The 18,857-nt window shown below is 55.0% G+C and carries 19 protein-coding genes; 18 read left to right on the top strand and 1 reads right to left on the bottom strand.

The features are described from left to right. Positions 1-57 precede the first annotated feature (57 nt). The 6 genes from ptsP to H8E27_14425 all read left to right on the top strand — a co-directional run bounded on the left by ptsP (position 58) and on the right by H8E27_14425 (position 6,820). On the top strand, positions 58-1,836 hold the full coding sequence (gene ptsP, locus H8E27_14450) for a phosphoenolpyruvate--protein phosphotransferase (GenBank protein ID MBC8326817.1): 1,779 nt from the start codon (positions 58-60) through the stop codon (positions 1,834-1,836). 5 nt (positions 1,837-1,841) lie between these two features. Then, positions 1,842-2,585: a nucleotidyltransferase family protein gene (locus H8E27_14445; protein ID MBC8326816.1), complete on the top strand. Its 744-nt coding sequence runs from the start codon at positions 1,842-1,844 to the stop codon at positions 2,583-2,585. Positions 2,586-2,845: 260 nt separating this feature from the next. Next, positions 2,846-3,808, top strand: a complete 963-nt coding sequence (locus tag H8E27_14440) for an ion transporter (GenBank protein ID MBC8326815.1) — start codon at positions 2,846-2,848, stop codon at positions 3,806-3,808. Positions 3,809-3,908: 100 nt separating this feature from the next. After that, positions 3,909-4,268 carry a cupin domain-containing protein gene (locus H8E27_14435; GenBank protein ID MBC8326814.1) on the top strand — a complete coding sequence of 120 codons (360 nt, stop codon included), beginning with the start codon at positions 3,909-3,911 and terminating at the stop codon, positions 4,266-4,268. A 72-nt stretch (positions 4,269-4,340) separates the two neighbouring features. Beyond that, complete coding sequence (locus H8E27_14430; protein ID MBC8326813.1) at positions 4,341-5,159, top strand: hypothetical protein; 819 nt, start codon at positions 4,341-4,343, stop codon at positions 5,157-5,159. Between the two features lie 278 nt (positions 5,160-5,437). After that, on the top strand, positions 5,438-6,820 hold the full coding sequence (locus H8E27_14425) for a hypothetical protein (GenBank protein ID MBC8326812.1): 1,383 nt from the start codon (positions 5,438-5,440) through the stop codon (positions 6,818-6,820). A gap of 250 nt (positions 6,821-7,070) precedes the next feature. Here H8E27_14425 and H8E27_14420 read toward each other — a convergent pair whose 3' ends face one another. Further along, positions 7,071-8,132 (bottom strand): serine/threonine protein kinase, encoded by a 1,062-nt coding sequence (locus H8E27_14420; protein MBC8326811.1) that lies wholly within the window; start codon positions 8,130-8,132, stop codon positions 7,071-7,073. 74 nt (positions 8,133-8,206) lie between these two features. On the opposite strand from H8E27_14420, the gene H8E27_14415 reads away from it, so the two are divergent. The 12 genes from H8E27_14415 (at position 8,207) to H8E27_14360 (ending at position 18,767) form a co-directional block, all read left to right on the top strand. Then, positions 8,207-8,512 carry an FHA domain-containing protein gene (locus H8E27_14415; GenBank protein MBC8326810.1) on the top strand — a complete coding sequence of 102 codons (306 nt, stop codon included), beginning with the start codon at positions 8,207-8,209 and terminating at the stop codon, positions 8,510-8,512. A gap of 365 nt (positions 8,513-8,877) precedes the next feature. Then, positions 8,878-9,318 (top strand): flagellar assembly protein FliW, encoded by a 441-nt coding sequence (locus tag H8E27_14410; GenBank protein MBC8326809.1) that lies wholly within the window; start codon positions 8,878-8,880, stop codon positions 9,316-9,318. A gap of 30 nt (positions 9,319-9,348) precedes the next feature. Continuing rightward, positions 9,349-9,567: a carbon storage regulator CsrA gene (csrA, locus tag H8E27_14405; protein MBC8326808.1), complete on the top strand. Its 219-nt coding sequence runs from the start codon at positions 9,349-9,351 to the stop codon at positions 9,565-9,567. A gap of 60 nt (positions 9,568-9,627) precedes the next feature. Further along, complete coding sequence (locus H8E27_14400) at positions 9,628-10,440, top strand: flagellin (protein ID MBC8326807.1); 813 nt, start codon at positions 9,628-9,630, stop codon at positions 10,438-10,440. A gap of 31 nt (positions 10,441-10,471) precedes the next feature. After that, entirely contained in the window at positions 10,472-11,830 is a 1,359-nt protein-coding gene (gene lhgO, locus H8E27_14395; protein MBC8326806.1) for an L-2-hydroxyglutarate oxidase, read from the top strand. Positions 11,831-11,837: 7 nt separating this feature from the next. After that, positions 11,838-12,770: an SDR family oxidoreductase gene (locus tag H8E27_14390; protein MBC8326805.1), complete on the top strand. Its 933-nt coding sequence runs from the start codon at positions 11,838-11,840 to the stop codon at positions 12,768-12,770. Beyond that, positions 12,770-13,498, top strand: a complete 729-nt coding sequence (locus H8E27_14385) for a nucleotidyltransferase family protein (protein MBC8326804.1) — start codon at positions 12,770-12,772, stop codon at positions 13,496-13,498. Before H8E27_14390 ends, H8E27_14385 begins: the two co-directional genes overlap by 1 nt. A 170-nt stretch (positions 13,499-13,668) precedes the next feature. Next, positions 13,669-14,760 (top strand): kinase, encoded by a 1,092-nt coding sequence (locus tag H8E27_14380; GenBank protein ID MBC8326803.1) that lies wholly within the window; start codon positions 13,669-13,671, stop codon positions 14,758-14,760. 13 nt (positions 14,761-14,773) lie between these two features. Beyond that, the gene (locus H8E27_14375; GenBank protein ID MBC8326802.1) at positions 14,774-15,442 is read left to right on the top strand and encodes a hypothetical protein; all 669 of its coding nucleotides are present in this window, start codon (positions 14,774-14,776) and stop codon (positions 15,440-15,442) included. 20 nt (positions 15,443-15,462) lie between these two features. Further along, positions 15,463-15,999: a hypothetical protein gene (locus H8E27_14370; protein MBC8326801.1), complete on the top strand. Its 537-nt coding sequence runs from the start codon at positions 15,463-15,465 to the stop codon at positions 15,997-15,999. Further along, entirely contained in the window at positions 15,989-17,194 is a 1,206-nt protein-coding gene (locus H8E27_14365) for a DegT/DnrJ/EryC1/StrS aminotransferase family protein (protein MBC8326800.1), read from the top strand. The genes H8E27_14370 and H8E27_14365 overlap by 11 nt, the downstream gene beginning before the upstream one ends. 13 nt (positions 17,195-17,207) lie before the next feature. Next, positions 17,208-18,767 (top strand): radical SAM protein, encoded by a 1,560-nt coding sequence (locus tag H8E27_14360; protein ID MBC8326799.1) that lies wholly within the window; start codon positions 17,208-17,210, stop codon positions 18,765-18,767. Positions 18,768-18,857: the final 90 nt, after the last annotated feature.

The following is an 18,857-nucleotide window of genomic DNA, read 5'->3' as shown; positions in this document are numbered from 1 at the left end:
ATTTCTTCAACTGGTTTTTACTTGTTCCGCCGCCCTCCCGCGAACCATCATCCGCGCGTGGCTGATGGCTTGGATAATGGGGAACGCATCTTTCGCGGCATTGGCGTTTCGCCGGGCGTGGTGCGCGCACGGATCGTCGTTCTCGATGATGACCGTGGCGAACGCCCGACGCGACAACGCGTGGAAGCCAAAGATTTTCCGGCCGAACTGGAGCGCCTCCAACAAGCCCTCACCGCCACCCGCCGCGAAATCACCCGCATTCAGGATGAGGTGCGCAATAGCTTGGGCTCCTCCGACGCAGAGATTTTCGATGCCCATCTGCTGGTGCTCGAAGATCAAACGCTGCTCGATGAAGTCAAAAAATTTATTGAGGCGGAACACGTCAACGTGGAATTTGCGTTCCACGAGGTTTCAGAAAACTACGCCATCGCGCTGGGCAGTGTGGAGGATGAATACCTCCGCGAACGCGCCGCCGATATTCGCGATGTGACGTCCCGCGTACTCGGCAACCTCACCGGACGCGATGCGGTGGATCTCGGCCACCTCACTGAGCCGCACATTCTTGTACGGCACGACCTCACCCCCATTGACACCGCGCAGATCAACCCCGAATACGTGCTCGGCTTCGCCACAGACGTCGGCGGCAAAACTTCGCACACCGCCATTATTGCTGGCTCGCTGCGCATCCCCGCCGTGGTGGGCCTCAAGACCGCCTGCGAACGCATGGCCACAGGCGACTACGCATTGCTCGATGGATTCAATGGTGTGGTGATCATTAACCCCACTGACCAAACGCTTTTTGAATACGGCCAACTCGAAAAAGAACAGGAAGATATCCAGACCAAGTTGCTGGAGATCAAAGACAGCCCGGCCATTACGCTCGATGGCCATCAGATTATTCTCTCCGCCAACGTCGAGCAAATCAGCGACACCGCCGCCGTGCTCGATTGCGGCGCACAAGGCGTCGGGCTTTTCCGCACCGAATACATGTTTCTCGATCGCGATGTGTTGCCCGACGAGGACGAACAGGCCATCAGCTACGAACGTGTTGCGCAGGCGCTGGCGCCCGAGCCGGTGATTTTTCGCACACTCGATATCGGCGCAGACAAAATCGGCCGTGCCATCGGCGAGACGGATGAGGCCAATCCCTTCCTCGGCTGGCGGGCTATTCGCTTTTGCCTCGCACGCAAAGATATCTTCCGCGTGCAACTGCGCGCCCTCCTCCGCGCCAGTGCCGCCGGCAATGTGAAGCTGATGTACCCGATGATTTCGGGTGTGGAAGAGCTGACCGAAGCCAACGCCCTGCTCGCCGAATGCATGGATGAACTTCGCGCCGAAGGCATCCCCTTCGATGAAAATCTGGAAGTCGGCATCATGGTTGAAATCCCGTCCGCCGTGCTCACCGCCAACACGCTCGGCAAGCGCGCCGAGTTTTTCAGCATCGGCACCAACGATCTCATACAGTACACGCTCGCCGTCGATCGCCTCAACGAAAAGGTCGCGGATTTATATGACCCCACGCATCCGGCGATGTTGAGGATGCTGCAAATGACCATCGACGCCGGACGCCGCCACGGCATTTGGACCGGGGTGTGCGGCGAAATGGCCGGTGATTCCACCGCCATCCCGCTGTTACTCGGCCTCGGCGTGGATGAACTCAGCGTGGCACCGCAGATGTTGCTGCAAATCAAATACCTCATCCGCCACCTCAACCACAGCGAATGTGAGGCCCTCGCCGTGCAGGCGCTCGAGTGCGAAAACAGCGTCGACATTCTCGTGCAATCCCGCGCCATGGTCCAGCGCGCCGCGCCGGGAATTTTCCACACCGTAATATGAAGCAAATCATTCTCGCCGCCGGCTACGCCACCCGACTGCACCCGCTCACCGAGCACACCCCAAAACCACTGCTGCCCGTCGGCGGTCGCCCGATGCTCGAACACGTCCTCACCAGCAGCGCTGCCATTGGAGACATCGACAAAACCTTCGTCGTCACCAACGAAAAATTTTCCAGCCATTTTGAAAACTGGCTCGCGGACTATCAAAAAGCACATCCAGATTTTTCCGGCGCCATCATCAACGACGGCACCACCAGCAACGAAGATCGACTCGGTGCCATCGGCGATTTGAATTTCGTCATCGAACAAGAAGCGATTGATGACGATGTGCTCGTCATCGCGGGCGACAACCTGTTCACCGGTGACCTGCGCGGCTTTGGCGATCGCTGCCGCGAAACCCAAACGCCCGTCCTCGGCCTCCACGATGTGGGTTCACTGGAAGAAGCCAAAAAATACGGCGTCGTTGCGGTGGACGCCGAAGATGAATCCGGTCGGCTCACCAGTTTTGAAGAAAAACCCGAGGCCCCCAAGAGCACGCTCATCGGCATTGCGCTCTATTATTACCCGCGTGCGGTGCTGCCCGAAATCCGCCGTTACATTAGCGAAGGCCACAACCCCGACCAACCCGGCCGCCTCGTCCAATGGCTTTACCCCCAACAACCCGTCCACACCTGGACCGTCCCCGGCGATTGGCTCGACATCGGTTCGCACGAAACGCTCGCCGCTGCCGATGCGTTGTTTTCGGGATAAAACTTATCTCCTCCTTACCAGCTCGACACAAACCATTCGCTGACAAGATTGAGGCGGTCTTTGGATACTCCCTGACAAACTAGTCTGTTGCTTAAACTATGCACGCGGCAAAAATCAGCGTGCCACTTGGGCGTTGGCACCACAGTTTTATCTAAGTTGATGGAGTTGCACCCACCGCAACGATCCATGGGTTATCGTGAGCAAATACATCAGCATTGCCCCCACTTCGTTTAGTCACTATCATCAACCCATCTTTTACTATGATCGCATTCTGTAAACGACTCTCGGAAGCAAACTGGTTTTCCTACTTTATTTTTGGCGTCATCATTGCTGCCGGCGTAGTGGTGGGGCTGCAAACCTATAAGGAATTTGAAGCGGAACATCACACGCTCCTTTCGACCCTTGACACAATTATCCTTAGTATTTTCGCTCTGGAAGTGTTGATCAAAATTATTGCTGAAGGCAAAACGCCTTGGAGATACTTTTGTGATCCTTGGAATATCTTTGATTTCACGATAGTGGCAATATGCTTGTTGCCCATTCAAAATAATGAGTTTGTCGCCGTACTTCGATTGGCTCGCGTGTTACGAGTCATGAAGCTAGTATCGGCCATCCCCCGCCTTCAGATACTGGTTGGAGCCGTACTGAAAAGCATCCCATCGATAGGGTATGTTTCCCTTCTGGCAATGTTACTTTTTTATATCTATGGTTGTATGGGCACCTTTATTTTCAGCGAAAATGATCCAGCTCATTTTAGAAACCTACAGATTTCAATGCTATCGCTTTTTCAAGCATTAACCCTCGAAGACTGGGCTGACCTTATGTACATCAATATGTATGGAAGTGCCAATTACGGCTACGATGATGCCACTTACGCTGCGCTGGCCAATATTGGAATCGAAAAATCCAGTATCGTCTCCAAAGAATCTCCTATTGTGGCATGTCTGTTTTTTCTCAGTTTTATTGTCACAGGTGCTATGATTGTCCTTAATTTATTCATTGGAGTGGTACTAAGCGGCATGGAAGAAGCCAAAAAAGACCAGATTCTTGATGATGCCGTAAAAAGAAGAAATTCTAGTGATATCGACATAAAGGAAGAAATATTGATGATGGAGAACCAGCTCAAGGAATTGAGCGATAAATTGAGCCAGAATCTACTTATCCTGAGTAAAAGGGTTAAAGAAAATTCGGATAACATCAATAAAATCACCGATGATGGGTAAAATTCTAGTTATAAACAAAACCGGATTTCCTGCTTTTTTCCATAAGACTCTTATCCAATGAATCCGGCTGAAACACACTCCTCAGTACGCTATGCCAAATATGGACGTCATTAATATACATGAAAAGTTCGACCTCTTTTCAGATCACTGGTCTCCAAAGAGAATTGGAGCGTTGAACGGGCAGCAAATTATTCTGGCAAAGGTTCAAGGGGAATTCGTTTTCCACAAACATGATGATCAAGATGAACTGTTCATGGTGATGAAAGGTCAGCTCATTCTGGAACTGAGAGATCGAACCGTGGTCATCAATCCGGGTGAGTTTTACACGGTGCCAAAAGGTGTGGAACATAAACCCACCGCGAAAGAAGAAACGCATCTATTACTGTTTGAGCCGTTAGACACAAAACACACCGGCGACGTGCAGACAGATATCACGGTAGAAACCTACGAGGAAATTTAGTCACCCCAATGAAACCCAAATCCCGCGCCTTGCGTAAACGCCAGTTTCGGGTAACATTGCTTCAGGAACACCATGATTTCCGTTAACAACAACGAGGGTGTGCGCTTTGCGGATTTGCTTTCGCAGCACGTCAGCGGCGTGGCGCAATCGTCCTTGCGGCTTTCGAGCGGCAACAAGTTGCTCGCGCCGCAGGATGATGCCGCCGGTTTAGCGGTGGCCACTCGCTTGGATGCGCAGCTGGCGCGGTTGGATGCGGCGAGCCGGAATGTTTCCAGCGCCGGTTCGTTTGCCCAAATGCAAGACGCGCACTTGCGAGGGCTCGATGGAATCGTGAGCCGCATGGGCGAGCTGGCGGTGCTCGCGCAGGATGGCACCATGCCCGATGACATCCGCGCGCTGTACGACACGGAATTTCAACAGCTCAAAGGAATGGTCAACGACGTCCGCACCGCGCAGGTTAATCACGTAAACCTTTTCGACGGCCAATCGCGCGAAGTCACCGTAAGTCCCGAAGGCAATTCGGTGACGATGGGTGAGGTGGATTTGTTTACCGACGAATTTAATGTGCTCACCGCCAACACCACGAAACTGACCTCAAGGGAAGGCGCACGTGCCGCGCTCGATGCCACTTCCGCAGCGGGCGCCAGCGTTTCCATTTCGCGCGCGGACATTGGCGGAACGCTCAGCCGATTGGAATCCGCCAGCGCGCAGCTCACTTCCCAACGCGAAAGTATGACCGCCGCCGCCAGTCGCATCCGCGATACTGATGTGGCGCAGGAAAGCACCCGCCTCGCCACCGAACAAATCCGAGCCCAAAGCGCCGTGCACACCTTGCGACAGGCAAATGCACGGCAGGGGATGGTTTTAGAGCTTCTTCGGCCTTTGGGCTAAGGGTGATGTAGCCTGGGCTACATTGGTTCACCGGCACATTTGACCCTTCTGATTGTTTGAACGGCAATTCTTGCCTTTCTTGGGTTGCACCAAAAACCGCCTTTACATCTTGTTTTACCTGAATAACCGCATCTTTGTGTGTTTATTTTGATTGTTTTTGAGATTTTTCATAAAAATCTCTGGAATTTGACTTATTCCCAAAAGTTGGCACGCGGGTTGCTCCTCTGGTCCCCGAAACGGTTTTTATAGAATGAGAACCTTACTGAAGGAACAGACACATGGTTATTAATACTAATGTTGAAGCGCAGCGGACGGCCTCGCATTTGATGGTCAGCCAAAATCAATTGGCAAAGTCGCTGGCGCGGTTGAGCTCCGGCTCGAAGATTATCAATCCCTCCGATGATGCCGCGGGCCTCGCGGTGAGCGCACGGCTGGAATCACAAGTGCGCCGGCTCGATTCGGTGCTGAACAATCTCGGCAACGCGATGAGCCTCACGCAAACGCAGGACGGCTACATCAAATCGATTGATAGTGCGTTCACCCGGATGAGTGAGCTGGCGATGATGGCGCAGGATAACACCAAACAGGCGGATGATCGTGCCTTGTATAACGAGGAGTTTCAGCAGCTCATGGCCTATGTACGCGATACCCGCTCGAAAGATTTTAACGGGGTGGAACTCTTCGACGGTTCCACAGTGGACATCACCATTGATGCGGACGGAAATACATTCACCATTGGCGGTGTGGATTTGGGTTCCTCGGTGTATTCCGATGCCCTCAAGGAACAATCCTGGAAGACCACTCAGGAAATTTACAAAACCAGCAAAGCCGGTTATGTGGTGAATTCAAATGTATGGAAGCTCACCACTGGTGCCAATAAGCTGAATCAGGATTTGTATTACGATGACTCGGAAAGTGCAGGTAACCGTTGGTCCACTTCGTCCCGCGGTGACGGTGACGACAAGCTATTGGCAGGTACGTTTGTCCGCGTTGATGGATCCGGAACATTTGTGTCAGGCCCCCCGCCCAGTGGCCCAGTAAAGGAAGCCCCGCCCTCGGCTAACTCGACCACGTTTAATGTTGGCGATTTCACCACAGTGGATCTCACCGTCGCCGCAAATGGCAATGGTGGATTTTCAGGATCCAACTACACAGCCATCGTCAAAGACAGCTTTATTGGCAGTGAACCTGTGGGCAACGGTGACTTAGAAAATCAGCACCGTAAAGCCGTCAGCAAAGGATACTACGTCAGTGTCAGCCCCATCGCCAGCGGCGAGGACGCGGCGGCTACGGTGATTGGTTCCGGCTCTACCATTTCGACATTGCAAGAACTGTCGGCCGTGGCCACGGATCAGGGCGGCGTAAAAATCAACACCGTAGCCGGCGCAAAAACCGCGCTTACCCAGATTGTCGCGGCGTTGAGCCAACTGCACTTGGATCGTGCCGGTTTGGGCGCGATTCAGTCGCGGATTGAATTTACCAACGGTCAGCTCACCACGAGCAAACAAAATCTCAGCCAAGCCAAGAGCCGCATCACCGATGTGGACGTGGCTTCGGAGAGCACCGAATACGCCCGCCAGCAAATCCTCGTGCAGTCCGGCACACAAATGCTGCGCGAAGCCAACAACCTCCCCCGGACGGCGCTGGAATTACTGCGATAAACTAAATCTCACCCATAACGCCCTCCCCAATTTTTAGTGGTTTTCAGTTGGGGGAAGCAAAACAACCGGTCGGGAAGCAACTTCTGCTCCCGGCCGGTTGAACTTTTTAGTGAGTTGAATTTTAAATTGATTTCTTGAACCGCCAAGGCGCAAAGACGCCAAGGTTTTTTGGTAGGGACTCGCGGAAGCGTGTCCCTACCCGGGCCACCGGCCCGGGCTACAATCAACCCTCAACCGCGGCCGGAGGCCGCTACCTCTTCATCACTGTCCACAACGTTACTGCGGCGATTGCCAACAACGCGGCCATTAAGAACATTACGATGTAAAATTCTGTGGAAAATTTGCGGCGCGGCGAGGGCGCGGTTTTGCGGCCGGTGGGGCGGGCGGTGGCCGGGGGTGGGGTGATGAAGAGCGGTTGCGTGGACGCGGCGGGATCCACGGCATAGGCAATGGCGCGGATGGATGCGGGGCGTTTGCTTGGATCTTTTTCGAGGCAACTCATAATGAGCTGCGCGATGGGTTCGGGGGCATCGCTTTCGATTTGCTTTTCACGCAAGCGCGCGGCAATGGGCTGCGGAGGCACGGCTTGCACTTGGTGGCTGAGATCGCCGGTGTGGAAGGGCGGCTCGCCGGTGAGCAGTTCATAAAGCGTGGCGCCCAGCGCGTAGAGGTCATCGGCCACGGCGGGGGGGGCGCCTTCCATTTGTTGTGGGCTCATAAAGGTGACCGTGCCACGGGTGTCGCGTTGGCCGAGGAGTTCCACGTACGCATCGGCAAGGGAGGCGGAGATGCCAAAATCGGCGAGCTTCACGCGGCCAGTGAGGTCGATGAGAATGTTGGCGGGCTTCAGATCACGATGGATGAGCTGCGCGCCATGGGCGTGATCGAGCGCGCTGCAAAGCTGCATCAACACAGGCCGCAGTTCGGCCCAGCGATAAAGTTCATTTTCCTTTTGCTGGCGCAGAGTATGAAGGGAAGCGCCTTCGACAAATTCCATCACGAGAAAAGGCGCTTCGGTTGGGCTTTCAAAAATGTCGTAAAGTTGGACGATGTTTTGGTGAGTGAGCTGGCGGTTGGCAGCAGCTTCTTTGCGCAGCTCGGCGATGAGAACGGGATCGTGCGCGAGATGCGGCTGGAGAAACTTGAGCGCCACGGTGTCGCCAAGGCGTTCATCGCGCGCGAGCCACACGCGGCAAGTGCCCCCGGCGGCCAGCATCCAGCGCAACGTGTACCGACCGGCCCCGACGAGTTGGCCGGGAACCAGTTCGCGCGGTTGGGGTGTTTGGGGCGCTTGCGGCGCGGCTGGGTTCATACGGAGTTTCTATTTCAGGATTGCCTTTTTGCCAATTTATTTGCGAATAAAAAGGGGCGACAGTTTTCAACGATATGCAAATCAGCTATCAATATCAGGGCAAGTGGCACATCAAACAGCTTTCGGCTGAGGTGGTGACGGTGGGGCGCCCGAACAATCGCGAGGGCATCCATATTGACCTCAGCCCGGATACCACCGTGAGTCGGTTGCACGCTCGGGTGTGGCTGGAAAATGGCGTGTGCTGGCTGGAGGACTTGGGCAGCCGATACGGCACACAGGTTAATGGTGCGCAAATCACCGGCCGCGTGCAGTTGCAAGCGGGCGATGCAGTGGAGATCGGGGAGACGACCTTGCGGGTGGATCCGAGTCCGGAGGGTTGATCGTTAATGGGGATGTAGCCCGGGCCGGTGGCCCGGGTAGGGCGGTTTCTCCGAAACCGCCGCGGCGCGCTGGGACAGCGCGCCCTACTCAAACCTTGGCGTCATTACGCCTTAACGCTTCAAATACCCTCCCGCATTCGCAAGCGAAGGAGGCAAAAAGTGCCGATTGACTGATTTTTCCGGTAAAAATGGCTGGGGTAATTTTGGCCATTTTTCTGACTTTTTCTGATTATTTCGCATTTTAAAGCTTTTATTCGGGTGTTTTTATTTGTTTTCCTGGAAAACTAGCTTTTTTGTGGGTTGATCGACTTATCCACAAAGTTGGCACGGGCATTGCTTTGTTACCTCCGAAAACAACTGTCGCTATGTTGACGATTGAAAATAAAAGTATAGAGGTCGCACCCCAGGCGGAAGCCAGCGCCGAGATTAGTGGGGTGGACCTGTACTTCGCCTCTGGACTGCTCGGGTTTGAGCTCAATAAAGATTTTGAGCTGATTACAGACCCCGAGTTAGCGCCGTACCAGTGGCTTAGGGGCAAGGATGCCGACCAGTCATTTCTAGTCATCCCCCCCGGCTACGTGGTTGAACACTACAACATCGAGTTGGCCGATGAAGACGTAGCCCTGATTGGGCTAGAAAACTCCGGGGATGCCGTGGTGCTGAATATCGCCACGTATCACTCTGATGAAACCGTAACCGTGAACCTCAAGGGCCCGATTGTGTACAACAAGAACACACAGAAAGCCCGCCAGGTGGTGCCGCGTAATGCGGCTGAGCTAAGCCTCGCCCACCCGATGGGGAACTGACGAAGCGAACCGTGAAAGGAAAAAATTCCCATGTTAGTGCTATCGAGAAAACCGAACGAAAGCATTATTATCGACGGAAATGTAACGGTGAGCGTGCTGCGTGTGGACAATGATAATGTCCGCATCGGAGTGGAAGCCCCGTTGGAAATCCCGGTAATGCGAAAAGAAATCTACGAAGAAATTAAATCGAACAACGAACAGGCCGCCGGATCGGCCAAGCAACGAGTAAAACAATTAGTGAACAATTAAATCCCGGTTAGAACGGAATTTAACCCACAACCAAGAACAACCAAATAGAAGGAACGAACCATGGTTATTAATACTAATGTTGAAGCCGCTAGAACGGCCAACAACTTAAACGTGAGCCAAAGCAATTTGGCCAAATCATTGAGCCGATTGAGTTCGGGTCAGAAGATCATCAACCCGTCCGATGATGCTGCCGGTTTGGCAGTGAGTTCGCGGTTGAAAGCGCAGATTAAGCGGCTCGACTCCGCTCTCTCCAACGTCATCAACGGCGTCTCGTTTACCCAAACGCAGGACGGCTTCTTGAAGACGGTTGACAAGGCTCTCCGTCGTATGGGTGAGCTCGCCATGCTGGCACGGGATGCCACCAAGTCCGCGGATGACCGCAACTTGTACGACAAGGAATTCCAGCAGCTGAAGGATTACATCGATGACACCACCGGTAAGGAGTTTAACGGGGTGTCCCTCTTCACGAACGATGATATCGACGTGACCATCGATTCCGAGGGTGACACCTTTGCCATGCCCGGCATTGACCTCACCACGGCCAGCTACGCAAACGCCATCGCCGCCGGCGTGGGGCTCACCAGCACCACCTTTGCCGCCGATGCGCTTACGAAGGTCCAGGATGCAATCAGTCGCGTGGCGATTGACCGTGCCCAACTCGGCGCTGTCCAATCCCGCCTGAACTTTACCAACGATCAGCTCTCGGTGACGAAGGAGAATCTCTCCTCCGCCATTAGCCGTATTGCCGACGTGGATGTCGCCGAGGAGGCCACCTCCTATGCGCGTTACCAAATCCTCGTGCAGTCCGGTACGCAGATGCTCACTCAAGCCAACCAACTGCCCCAAGCGGCATTGCAACTCCTCCGCGGCTAAACGCCACCGAGGAACCCTTGAAGACATCGCCATGGACGGCACCGTCAACCAAGGAACTTGTTTGAAGTTGTCGGGTTTTACCGCTGGCCGCGGGGTTCGGAAACGAACCCCCGGCCAGTCGGTCTCCCCACCGGCCCAACCGGCGGTCTTTCCAAAAACCCTTTTCTCTGATAGCCTCCGTTCAAGGAGGCGCGAGCTGAACACCCCATCCATTCTCATTATCGGCGGCGGCATTGTGGGCCTCGCCACTGCGCGGCAATTGCTGCGCCAACACCCCGGCGCGGAAGTCACTGTGCTGGAAAAAGAACCCACGCCCGGCCAACACCAAACCGCCCACAACAGCGGCGTCCTCCACTGCGGACTCTATTACACCCCCGGCTCACTCAAGGCGCGCCTCGCCGTCGAAGGCATCCGCGAGATGGCTGAATTTTGCGAGGAACACAATGTGCCGCACGAGATTTGCGGCAAACTCGTCGTGGCCACTAACGATGCTGAAGTGGCCCGAATGGAAAAACTTTTTGAACGCGGCCAAGCCAACGGCCTCGAAGGCATCGAAAAATTAAACCGCAACCAAATGCGCGAAATCGAGCCAAACGTCGGCGGCATCGCCGCGCTGAAAGTGCCCCAGGAAGGCATCGCCGATTACCCCGCAGTAATCGTGGCGCTGACACAAGAAATCGAAAAAACAGGCGGAAAGGTGGTCACTAACGCCCGCGCCACCGGCTTCCGCGAAGGCAGCGAATGGACCGTAGAAACCCCCGCCGGCGACTTTTCCGCAGATTGGATCATCAACTGCGCCGGCCTTCATTGCGACCGCGTCAGTCAGCTTGCCGGCCAAAAACGCGACCTCCGCATCGTCCCCTTTCGCGGCGAATATTTTCAGCTCAAACCCGAATCGCAACACCTCGTCCGCCATCTCATTTACCCCGTTCCTGATCCGCAATTCCCGTTCCTCGGCGTCCACTTCACCCGCCTCATCAACGGCGGCATCGAAGCCGGCCCCAACGCCGTGCTCGCCTTTGCCCGTGAAGGTTATCGCAAAACCAATCTCAATTTCCACGACCTCTATGATGCCCTCACCTATTCCGGCCTGTGGCGGTTCGCCTTCAAATATCCAAAAATGTGCGTGAACGAATTGCGCGGTTCATTCAGCAAAAAATATTTCTGCAAACAATTGCAAAAACTCGTGCCCGAAATTCAACCCTCCGATTTGGAACCCGGAGGTGCCGGCGTGCGCGCCCAGGCAATGTCCCCCGAAGGCGGCCTCGTGCAGGATTTCCATTTCGCCCGCGGCACCCGCGCCCTGCACGTCCTCAACGCCCCCAGCCCCGCGGCCACCGCCTCACTGGCCATCGGCACGGAAATCATTAACCAACTCGAATTCAACTAAACAAAAAATGAAAATCCTCATCACCGGCGGCGCCGGGTATCTCGGCTCCGTTATGACCCCCCACCTCCTCGGCCTCGGCCACGAGGTCACTGTGCTGGACAATTTCCTGTTCCGCCAAAACAGCCTCGGCGATTGCTGCCATCACGACACGTTTAACATCGTGCGCGGCGACTGCCGCGATGCCGATGTCGTGAAGCCGCTACTCAAAGACGCCGACGTCATCATTCCACTCGCCGCACTCGTTGGCGCGCCCTTGTGCAACGACGACAAAGCCGCCGCCGAAAGCGTGAATCACGGCGCGGTGAAATTGATTTGCGATCTCGCCAGCGCCGAGCAACGCATCATCATGCCCATCACCAACAGCGGCTATGGCGTGGGCGAAGAAGGTAAATTTTGCACCGAAGAAACCCCGCTTCGCCCCATTACACTGTACGGAAAAACCAAAGTCGCCGCCGAAGCTGAAGTGCTCGCGCGCGATAATAGCGTCAGTTTCCGCCTCGCCACCGTCTTCGGAATGGCCCCGCGAATGCGGCTGGATTTGCTCGTAAACGATTTCGTGTACCGCGCCGTAAACGACCGCGCGCTGCTGATTTTCGAAGGCCATTTCAAACGCAACTACATTCACGTGCGCGACATCGCCCGTGTGTTTGAACACGCCATCGATAATTTTGATGCGATGAAAGGCAAGCCGTATAACGCCGGTCTTGAAGAAGCCAATCTCTCCAAGCTCGAGTTGTGCGAAAAAATCCAGAAGCATCTGCCCAAGTTCGTGTACGTCGAAGCCGAAGTCGGCGAAGACCCCGACAAGCGCGATTACATCGTGTCCAATCAACGCCTGCTCGGAACCGGATTCAACACCGAATGGGATCTCGACCGCGGCATCACTGAGTTGATCAAAGGCTACACCATCATCCGCAACACGATTTACTCGAACGTGTAATGCCCGCCCCGCGCGACATCACTGCCCTCATTCTCGCCGGCGGCTTCGGCACGCGCGTCAAGGATTTGCTCGGCGACCTCCCCAAACCCATGGCACCCGTCAACGGCAAACCCTTCATCGAATGGATTGTCCGTTGGCTAAAGACCCAAGGCGTTCGCGATGTGGTCATCTCCACCGGCTACGGATCTGAATATGTGGTGAACCATTTTTCCGCGCAGCCCGTTTCGGGAATGAACGTCCAATGCGTAGCCGAACTCCAGCCAATGGGAACCGGCGGCGGCCTCGCCTACGCGGCCGCCCAATGCGGCACCGAGCCACCCGCGTGGTTGGTGTTGAATGGCGACTCATTAATTTTTGCAGACGTTGCAACATTGTGCCTCGAGCTCGGCGAAGCCGATGGCGTGATGGTCACCCGCGCCGTGCCGGACACCGCCCGCTATGGAAGCGTGCGCATAAACGCCACCGGGCGCATCACCGCTTTCGAAGAAAAACAACCCGGCACCGGCCACATCAATGGGGGCGTTTATTTGCTTCGCCATTCGGTGCTGAAAAGTTTTCCGGAAACGCGTCCATTGAGTTTGGAACGCGAAGTTTTCCCTAATCTTTTAAGCGAAAAAAACGGCCTCCGCGCCCATCCCGTGGATGCGGCATTCCTCGACATCGGCACCCCGGAAACCTTGCCCCAAGCGGAGGCTTTTGTGACTGAAAATCAGGCTCAATTCGCCTAAAATCCCCCCAGAGTTTCAAGGCGTTTTTCAGCATAAAAGTGGCCTTTATGGCCGTTTTATTCAAATTCGGCCCGATTCAAATGAGTGGCACAGCATTTGCTGCTCTCGCGTGGGCAGGTTCATTTTTTCCTGCCAGAAAAAGGTCTAAATATGACGACGAAGGGCAGGAAATGATAATTACTCGCACCCCCTATCGCATCTCGATGTTTGGCGGCGGCACGGACTATCCGGGCTGGTACCGCGAGCATGGCGGCGCGGTGCTGTCCACCACCATCGACAAGTATTGCTACATCAACGCGCGCCATTTGCCGCCGTTTTTCGACCATCAATTTCGCGTGGTGTATTCGCAAATCGAGAGCACGAATACTGTTGAAGAAATACAGCATCCCTCGGTGCGCGCCACGCTGAAATTTATGAACCTCGATCGCGGGATTGAGATTCATCACGACGGCGACCTCCCCGCCCGCAGCGGAATGGGCAGCAGCTCCGCATTCACAGTCGGTTTGCTCAACGCTCTCCACGCCCTCAAAGGCCATATGGCCACAAAAGAACAACTCGCCAACGAGAGCATTCATCTTGAGCAGGATTTGTTGAAAGAAACCGTCGGCTCGCAGGATCAGGTCAATGCGGCGTACGGCGGGTTCAATCACATAACTTTCCACACCTCCGGAGAAATTTCGGTGCGACCGGTGATCATTCCGCCTGACCGGCTGAATGAACTCACCTCGCATCTTATGCTTTTTTACACGGGCATCAAACGCACCGCCGATAAAGTGGCCGGAAGCTATGTGCCCTCACTTGAAAGCAAGCGCCGCCAACTTCGCATCCTGCGCGATATGGTGGAGGAAGCCCTCGCCAGTTTGTGCGGGCACGGACCGATCAAAGAATACGGCGAGCTGCTGCACGAAAGCTGGCTCGCGAAACAGGCCATCAGCGACAAGATCTCCAACGACTCCATCACCGAGCTGTACAACGCCGCGCGCGATGCCGGTGCGGTGGGAGGCAAAATCACCGGTGCGGGTGGGGGCGGATTTATGCTGCTCTTCGTGCCGCCGCAGTTTCAACCCGCTGTGCGCGAGAAACTGAATCGCCTCATTCACGTGCCGTTCAATTTCGAAACAGCCGGCAGTCAGGTGATCTTTTATGACCGCGATCAGGACTACTCCGCCGCCGAAGCGGACAATAAATCCCGGCAATTAGCCGAATTCCGTGAACTCGACGAGGTGGAGGCTACCGCCGAAGCACTCGCTAATTTTGCTTAAACTAACCCAAACTATGAGACCCCCATTCATTTGCGAACCCGAAACCGCCGCCGCCGAATTGACCGCGGGCGGTTTGCCGCGTTGGACGCCCGAGGAGCTGATCGCGTTTGAGGAGGACATCGCCGACGAATTCAACGCCTCCAAAATCAAAGCGCCGGTGCATCTTTATTCCGGCAATGAGCAGGAGATGATTGATGTGTTTGACCGCGTGCGGCCTGACGACTGGGTGCTGTGCTCCTGGCGCAGTCATTATCAGTGCCTGCTCAAAGGCGTGCCCGCCGATGCAGTGAAGGCCGAAATAATGGCCGGCCATTCCATCACTTTAAATTTCCCCGAGCACCGCGTGTTGAGTTCCGCCATTGTCACCGGCGTGCTCCCCATCGCCGTCGGCCTGGGCCTCGGCATCCAGCGCGAAGGCGGCAAAGAACGTGTGTGGTGTTTCCTGGGCGATATGACTTCCGAAACCGGCACAGCTCATGAGTGCATCAAGTATGTGCAAAACCATGAGCTGCCGGTGCACTTTGTCATCGAAGACAACGGCAAAAGCGTTTGCACCGACACGCGCGACACCTGGGGCGTGGACACGCTCACTTATGAAAACGCCGACGACCCGTACATCACTTACTATCAATACGAAACCAAATACCCGCACGCCGGCGCTGGTCAGCGCGTACAATTTTAGGCACGGCCGCTATGAAACTGCTGAAATATTTTGATGAACTGAAACGCTCGATGGAATACCTCGCCGAGGATTCCAACACGGTGTTCCTCGGCCAAGCCGTCGCTTGCGCGGGCACGGCGATGAGCAACACGCTCAAGGAAATTCCCAATGATCGCAAAGTGGAAATGCCCGTGGACGAAGATATGCAAATGGGGATGACCAACGGCCTCGCGTTGCAGGGCAAGCTGCCGGTCAGCATTTTCCCGCGTTGGAATTTTCTGCTGCTCGCCACCAATCAACTCGTCAATCACCTCGATAAATTTAGCGATATGTCCGCTGGCGGTTATCAGCCCAAAGCCATCATTCGCACCAGCATTGGCTCGCAGCGGCCGCTGCATCCGGGCCATCAGCACATTGGCGATTACACCGATGCCTACCGTAAAATGCTGAAAAACGTGGAGATTATTCGCCTCGAAGAACCTGAAGACGTGTTCCCTGCCTATGAAAAAGCCCGCACGCGGGAAGATGGCAAGAGCACGATTCTCGTGGAGTACGGAGATTTTTATAATGAAAAATAGCGCCCCCATCGCTGAAATTACCCCCGCCCTCGGCCCGTGGCCGTTGATGCGCAACAACATCACACGGGCGGATTTGGACTGCCTCGTGGAATTTTTGCAGCAGGACGATCCGATCCTCACGCAGTCGACCAACGTGCGCGAGTTCGAACGCGAATGGAGCGAATGGCTCGGCGTGAAGCACAGCGTGTTCGTCCATTCCGGTTCCGCCGCCAACCTCGTGACGATGGCCGCGTTGCGGCAACTTAAAGGCGAGGGCGAAGTGATCGTGCCCACATTGACTTGGGTGAGCGACATCGCCTCGGTATTGCACGCGGGCTTGAAGCCGGTGTTTGTGGACATCGATCCGCGCACGCTCGGGATGGATATTTCGCAGGTGCTCGACACAGTGAATGACAAAACGCAGGCCGTTTTTCTGACGCACGTGCTGGGCTACAACGGATTGGATCAGCGGCTGCTGGATGAATTGAAGAAGCGCAACATTCCGTTGATCGAAGATTGCTGCGAAGCACACGGCGCGACGTACAACGGTCGGCGCGTGGGCAGTATGGGTTGGGCCTCGAACTTTTCGTTTTATTACGCGCACCACCTCAGCACGGTGGAAGGCGGAATGGTTTGCACAAATGACGATGAACTTTACGAAGCCATCCGCATTTATCGTTCGCACGGAATGGTGCGCGAAGCTTCGGAGCAATCGACAATGGAGCATTACACTTCCGAGCATCCGGATTTGAATCCTGATTTCATTTTTGCTTATCCCGCTTACAACGTGCGGGGCACGGAACTCAACGCGGTGATCGGGCGTCATCAGCTCAAGCGCCTGGACGACAACAACGCCATCCGCACGCGCAACTTGAAGTTGTTTTTGAACGGTCTGGATTCAGCGAAGTACCAAACGGATTTTGCCGTGGAAGGCAGCAGCAATTACGCGTTCACGCTGATTTTGCGCAGCCCGGACGATGCCTTGCGTGATCGGGTGGAAAGCACCTTGCGCGAATGGAAAGTGGAATTCCGCCGTGGCACTGCCGGCGGTGGCAATCAACTGCGCCAACCGTATGCACGCGAGCGGTTTGGCGATGAGTACAAAAATTATCCCTTCACGAATCACGTGCATTTTTACGGCTGGTACATCGGCAATTATCCCGATCTCGAGCCCGAACGCATAACGCTTTTGACTGAGCTGCTGAACACTCTTTAACGACGATAAAACGATGATCAAATCTTTGAATAAACAACTCGACGTGCTGTTCGTCTCGCCCGATTCCTCGGCGAAGGCGTATCAGGAATTGGCCAAAAAATATTCGGCCATCGAGACGCCCACGTGGGCGTTACTGCTCGCGCAGGCCTGTCGGAGCAACGGGTTTGAAGCGGCGATTTTGGACACGGGCGCGGAGCGTTTGACGCTCGATCAATCGGTGCAGCGCATCGACGATGCCAATCCGCGGTTGGTTTGTCTGACGGTTTACGGACAAAACCCGAATTCCGGCACCACAAATATGATCGGCGCCATCGCGTTGGCGCGTGGTTTGAAAGCGGCTTATCCGGAATACAAAATTGCCATCGTCGGCTCGCACACGAGCGCGCTGCCGTTGGAAGTGTTAGCGGAAAACAGTATTGATTTTGTGCTGCTCAATGAAGGCGTTTATGCGGTGCAAAATTTGTTGCGCTCCAATCTCGATGACGAGGTGGAAAAGGTAAAAGGCATCGGCCACAAATTGCACGGGCGGCCTTGGCTGAATGCGCCGGAGCGCGTGGTGCCGCAGGAACGGATGGATATCGATCTGCCGGGATACGCGTGGGATTTGCTGCCGTACGACAAGCAGCCTTTGGATTTGTATCGCGCGCATTTTTGGCACGCGGAATTTGACCACGCCAAGCGCACGCCATTTGCGGCGATTTACACTTCGCTCGGCTGCCGGTTTGCCTGCAATTTTTGCATGATCAACATCGTGAATCGCGAGGACAACGGCGATGGCATTAACTCATCGGACTCGCGCAAGATGCGGTATTGGTCGCCGGACTTCATCACGAAAGAATTTGAAACACTCGCCAATCTCGGCGTGGAGACGTTGCGAATTTCGGATGAAATGTTTTTCTTGGACAAACGTTACTTCGAGCCGCTGCTCAACAACATCATTGATCGCGAACTGCAACTGCGGATGTGGGCCTACTCGCGCATCGATACAGTGCGTCCAAAGTATCTCGATCTCTTCAAACGCGCGGGCATCAACTGGCTTGCGCTCGGCGTGGAGGCCGGCAACCAGGCGGTGCGGCGTGAGGTTTCAAAGGGATCGTTCAAGGATATCAACATCCGCGAGGTCGCGCGCGAAATTCGCGAGGCGGATGTGAATATTATCTCCAATTACATTTATGGTTTTCCGGATGACACCCACGAAACGATGAAGGAAACCCTCGACCTCGCGTTGGAGTTGAACACCGAGATGGCCAATATGTACCCATGCCAGGCGCTGCCCGGCAGCCCGCTCTATCACGAGGCCAAGCAAAACGGCTGGCCGTTGCCGAGCAACTATGAAGGCTATGCTTTTTTGTCGTACGAAAGCCAGCCGTTGCCGACGAAGCATTTGAGCGCCGCCGAAGTCGTGCGCTTCCGCGATGACGCGTGGCAAACGTATTTTACAAACCCCGATTACCTGAACCTTGTTGAGCAAAAATTCGGCCGCGCCCAACGCCTGAACGTGGAGGACATGGCCAAAGTCCCCCTGCCCCGTCAGTTGCTGGAAACCGAAGCGCCGGAAACTTGCCTCGCATGATTTGCTTATGACGATCGCCTGCCAAAACCTCCATGCGGAGACCGAGTCCTCAAGCGCAGATTTGCTTGAGGATTTCGCGGTGTCCGCGCC

The organism is Limisphaerales bacterium (assembly GCA_014382585.1).
In the GTDB taxonomy this organism is placed as follows: Bacteria; Verrucomicrobiota; Verrucomicrobiia; order Limisphaerales; family UBA1100; genus JACNJL01.
Note: the sequence above shows the minus strand (reverse complement) of the source record. Positions and strands in the feature narration are given on the sequence as shown.

Coding starts and splice junctions, on each gene's coding strand:
- H8E27_14440 (MBC8326815.1), top strand. CDS start 2,846: ATGATCGCATTCTGTAAACGACTCTCGGAAGCAAACTGGTTTTCCTAC.
- H8E27_14435 (MBC8326814.1), top strand. CDS start 3,909: ATGGACGTCATTAATATACATGAAAAGTTCGACCTCTTTTCAGATCAC.
- H8E27_14430 (MBC8326813.1), top strand. CDS start 4,341: ATGATTTCCGTTAACAACAACGAGGGTGTGCGCTTTGCGGATTTGCTT.
- H8E27_14425 (MBC8326812.1), top strand. CDS start 5,438: ATGGTTATTAATACTAATGTTGAAGCGCAGCGGACGGCCTCGCATTTG.
- H8E27_14420 (MBC8326811.1), bottom strand. CDS start 8,132: ATGAACCCAGCCGCGCCGCAAGCGCCCCAAACACCCCAACCGCGCGAA.
- H8E27_14415 (MBC8326810.1), top strand. CDS start 8,207: ATGCAAATCAGCTATCAATATCAGGGCAAGTGGCACATCAAACAGCTT.
- H8E27_14410 (MBC8326809.1), top strand. CDS start 8,878: ATGTTGACGATTGAAAATAAAAGTATAGAGGTCGCACCCCAGGCGGAA.
- csrA (MBC8326808.1), top strand. CDS start 9,349: ATGTTAGTGCTATCGAGAAAACCGAACGAAAGCATTATTATCGACGGA.
- H8E27_14400 (MBC8326807.1), top strand. CDS start 9,628: ATGGTTATTAATACTAATGTTGAAGCCGCTAGAACGGCCAACAACTTA.
- lhgO (MBC8326806.1), top strand. CDS start 10,472: ATGGACGGCACCGTCAACCAAGGAACTTGTTTGAAGTTGTCGGGTTTT.
- H8E27_14390 (MBC8326805.1), top strand. CDS start 11,838: ATGAAAATCCTCATCACCGGCGGCGCCGGGTATCTCGGCTCCGTTATG.
- H8E27_14385 (MBC8326804.1), top strand. CDS start 12,770: ATGCCCGCCCCGCGCGACATCACTGCCCTCATTCTCGCCGGCGGCTTC.
- H8E27_14380 (MBC8326803.1), top strand. CDS start 13,669: ATGATAATTACTCGCACCCCCTATCGCATCTCGATGTTTGGCGGCGGC.
- H8E27_14375 (MBC8326802.1), top strand. CDS start 14,774: ATGAGACCCCCATTCATTTGCGAACCCGAAACCGCCGCCGCCGAATTG.
- H8E27_14365 (MBC8326800.1), top strand. CDS start 15,989: ATGAAAAATAGCGCCCCCATCGCTGAAATTACCCCCGCCCTCGGCCCG.
- H8E27_14360 (MBC8326799.1), top strand. CDS start 17,208: ATGATCAAATCTTTGAATAAACAACTCGACGTGCTGTTCGTCTCGCCC.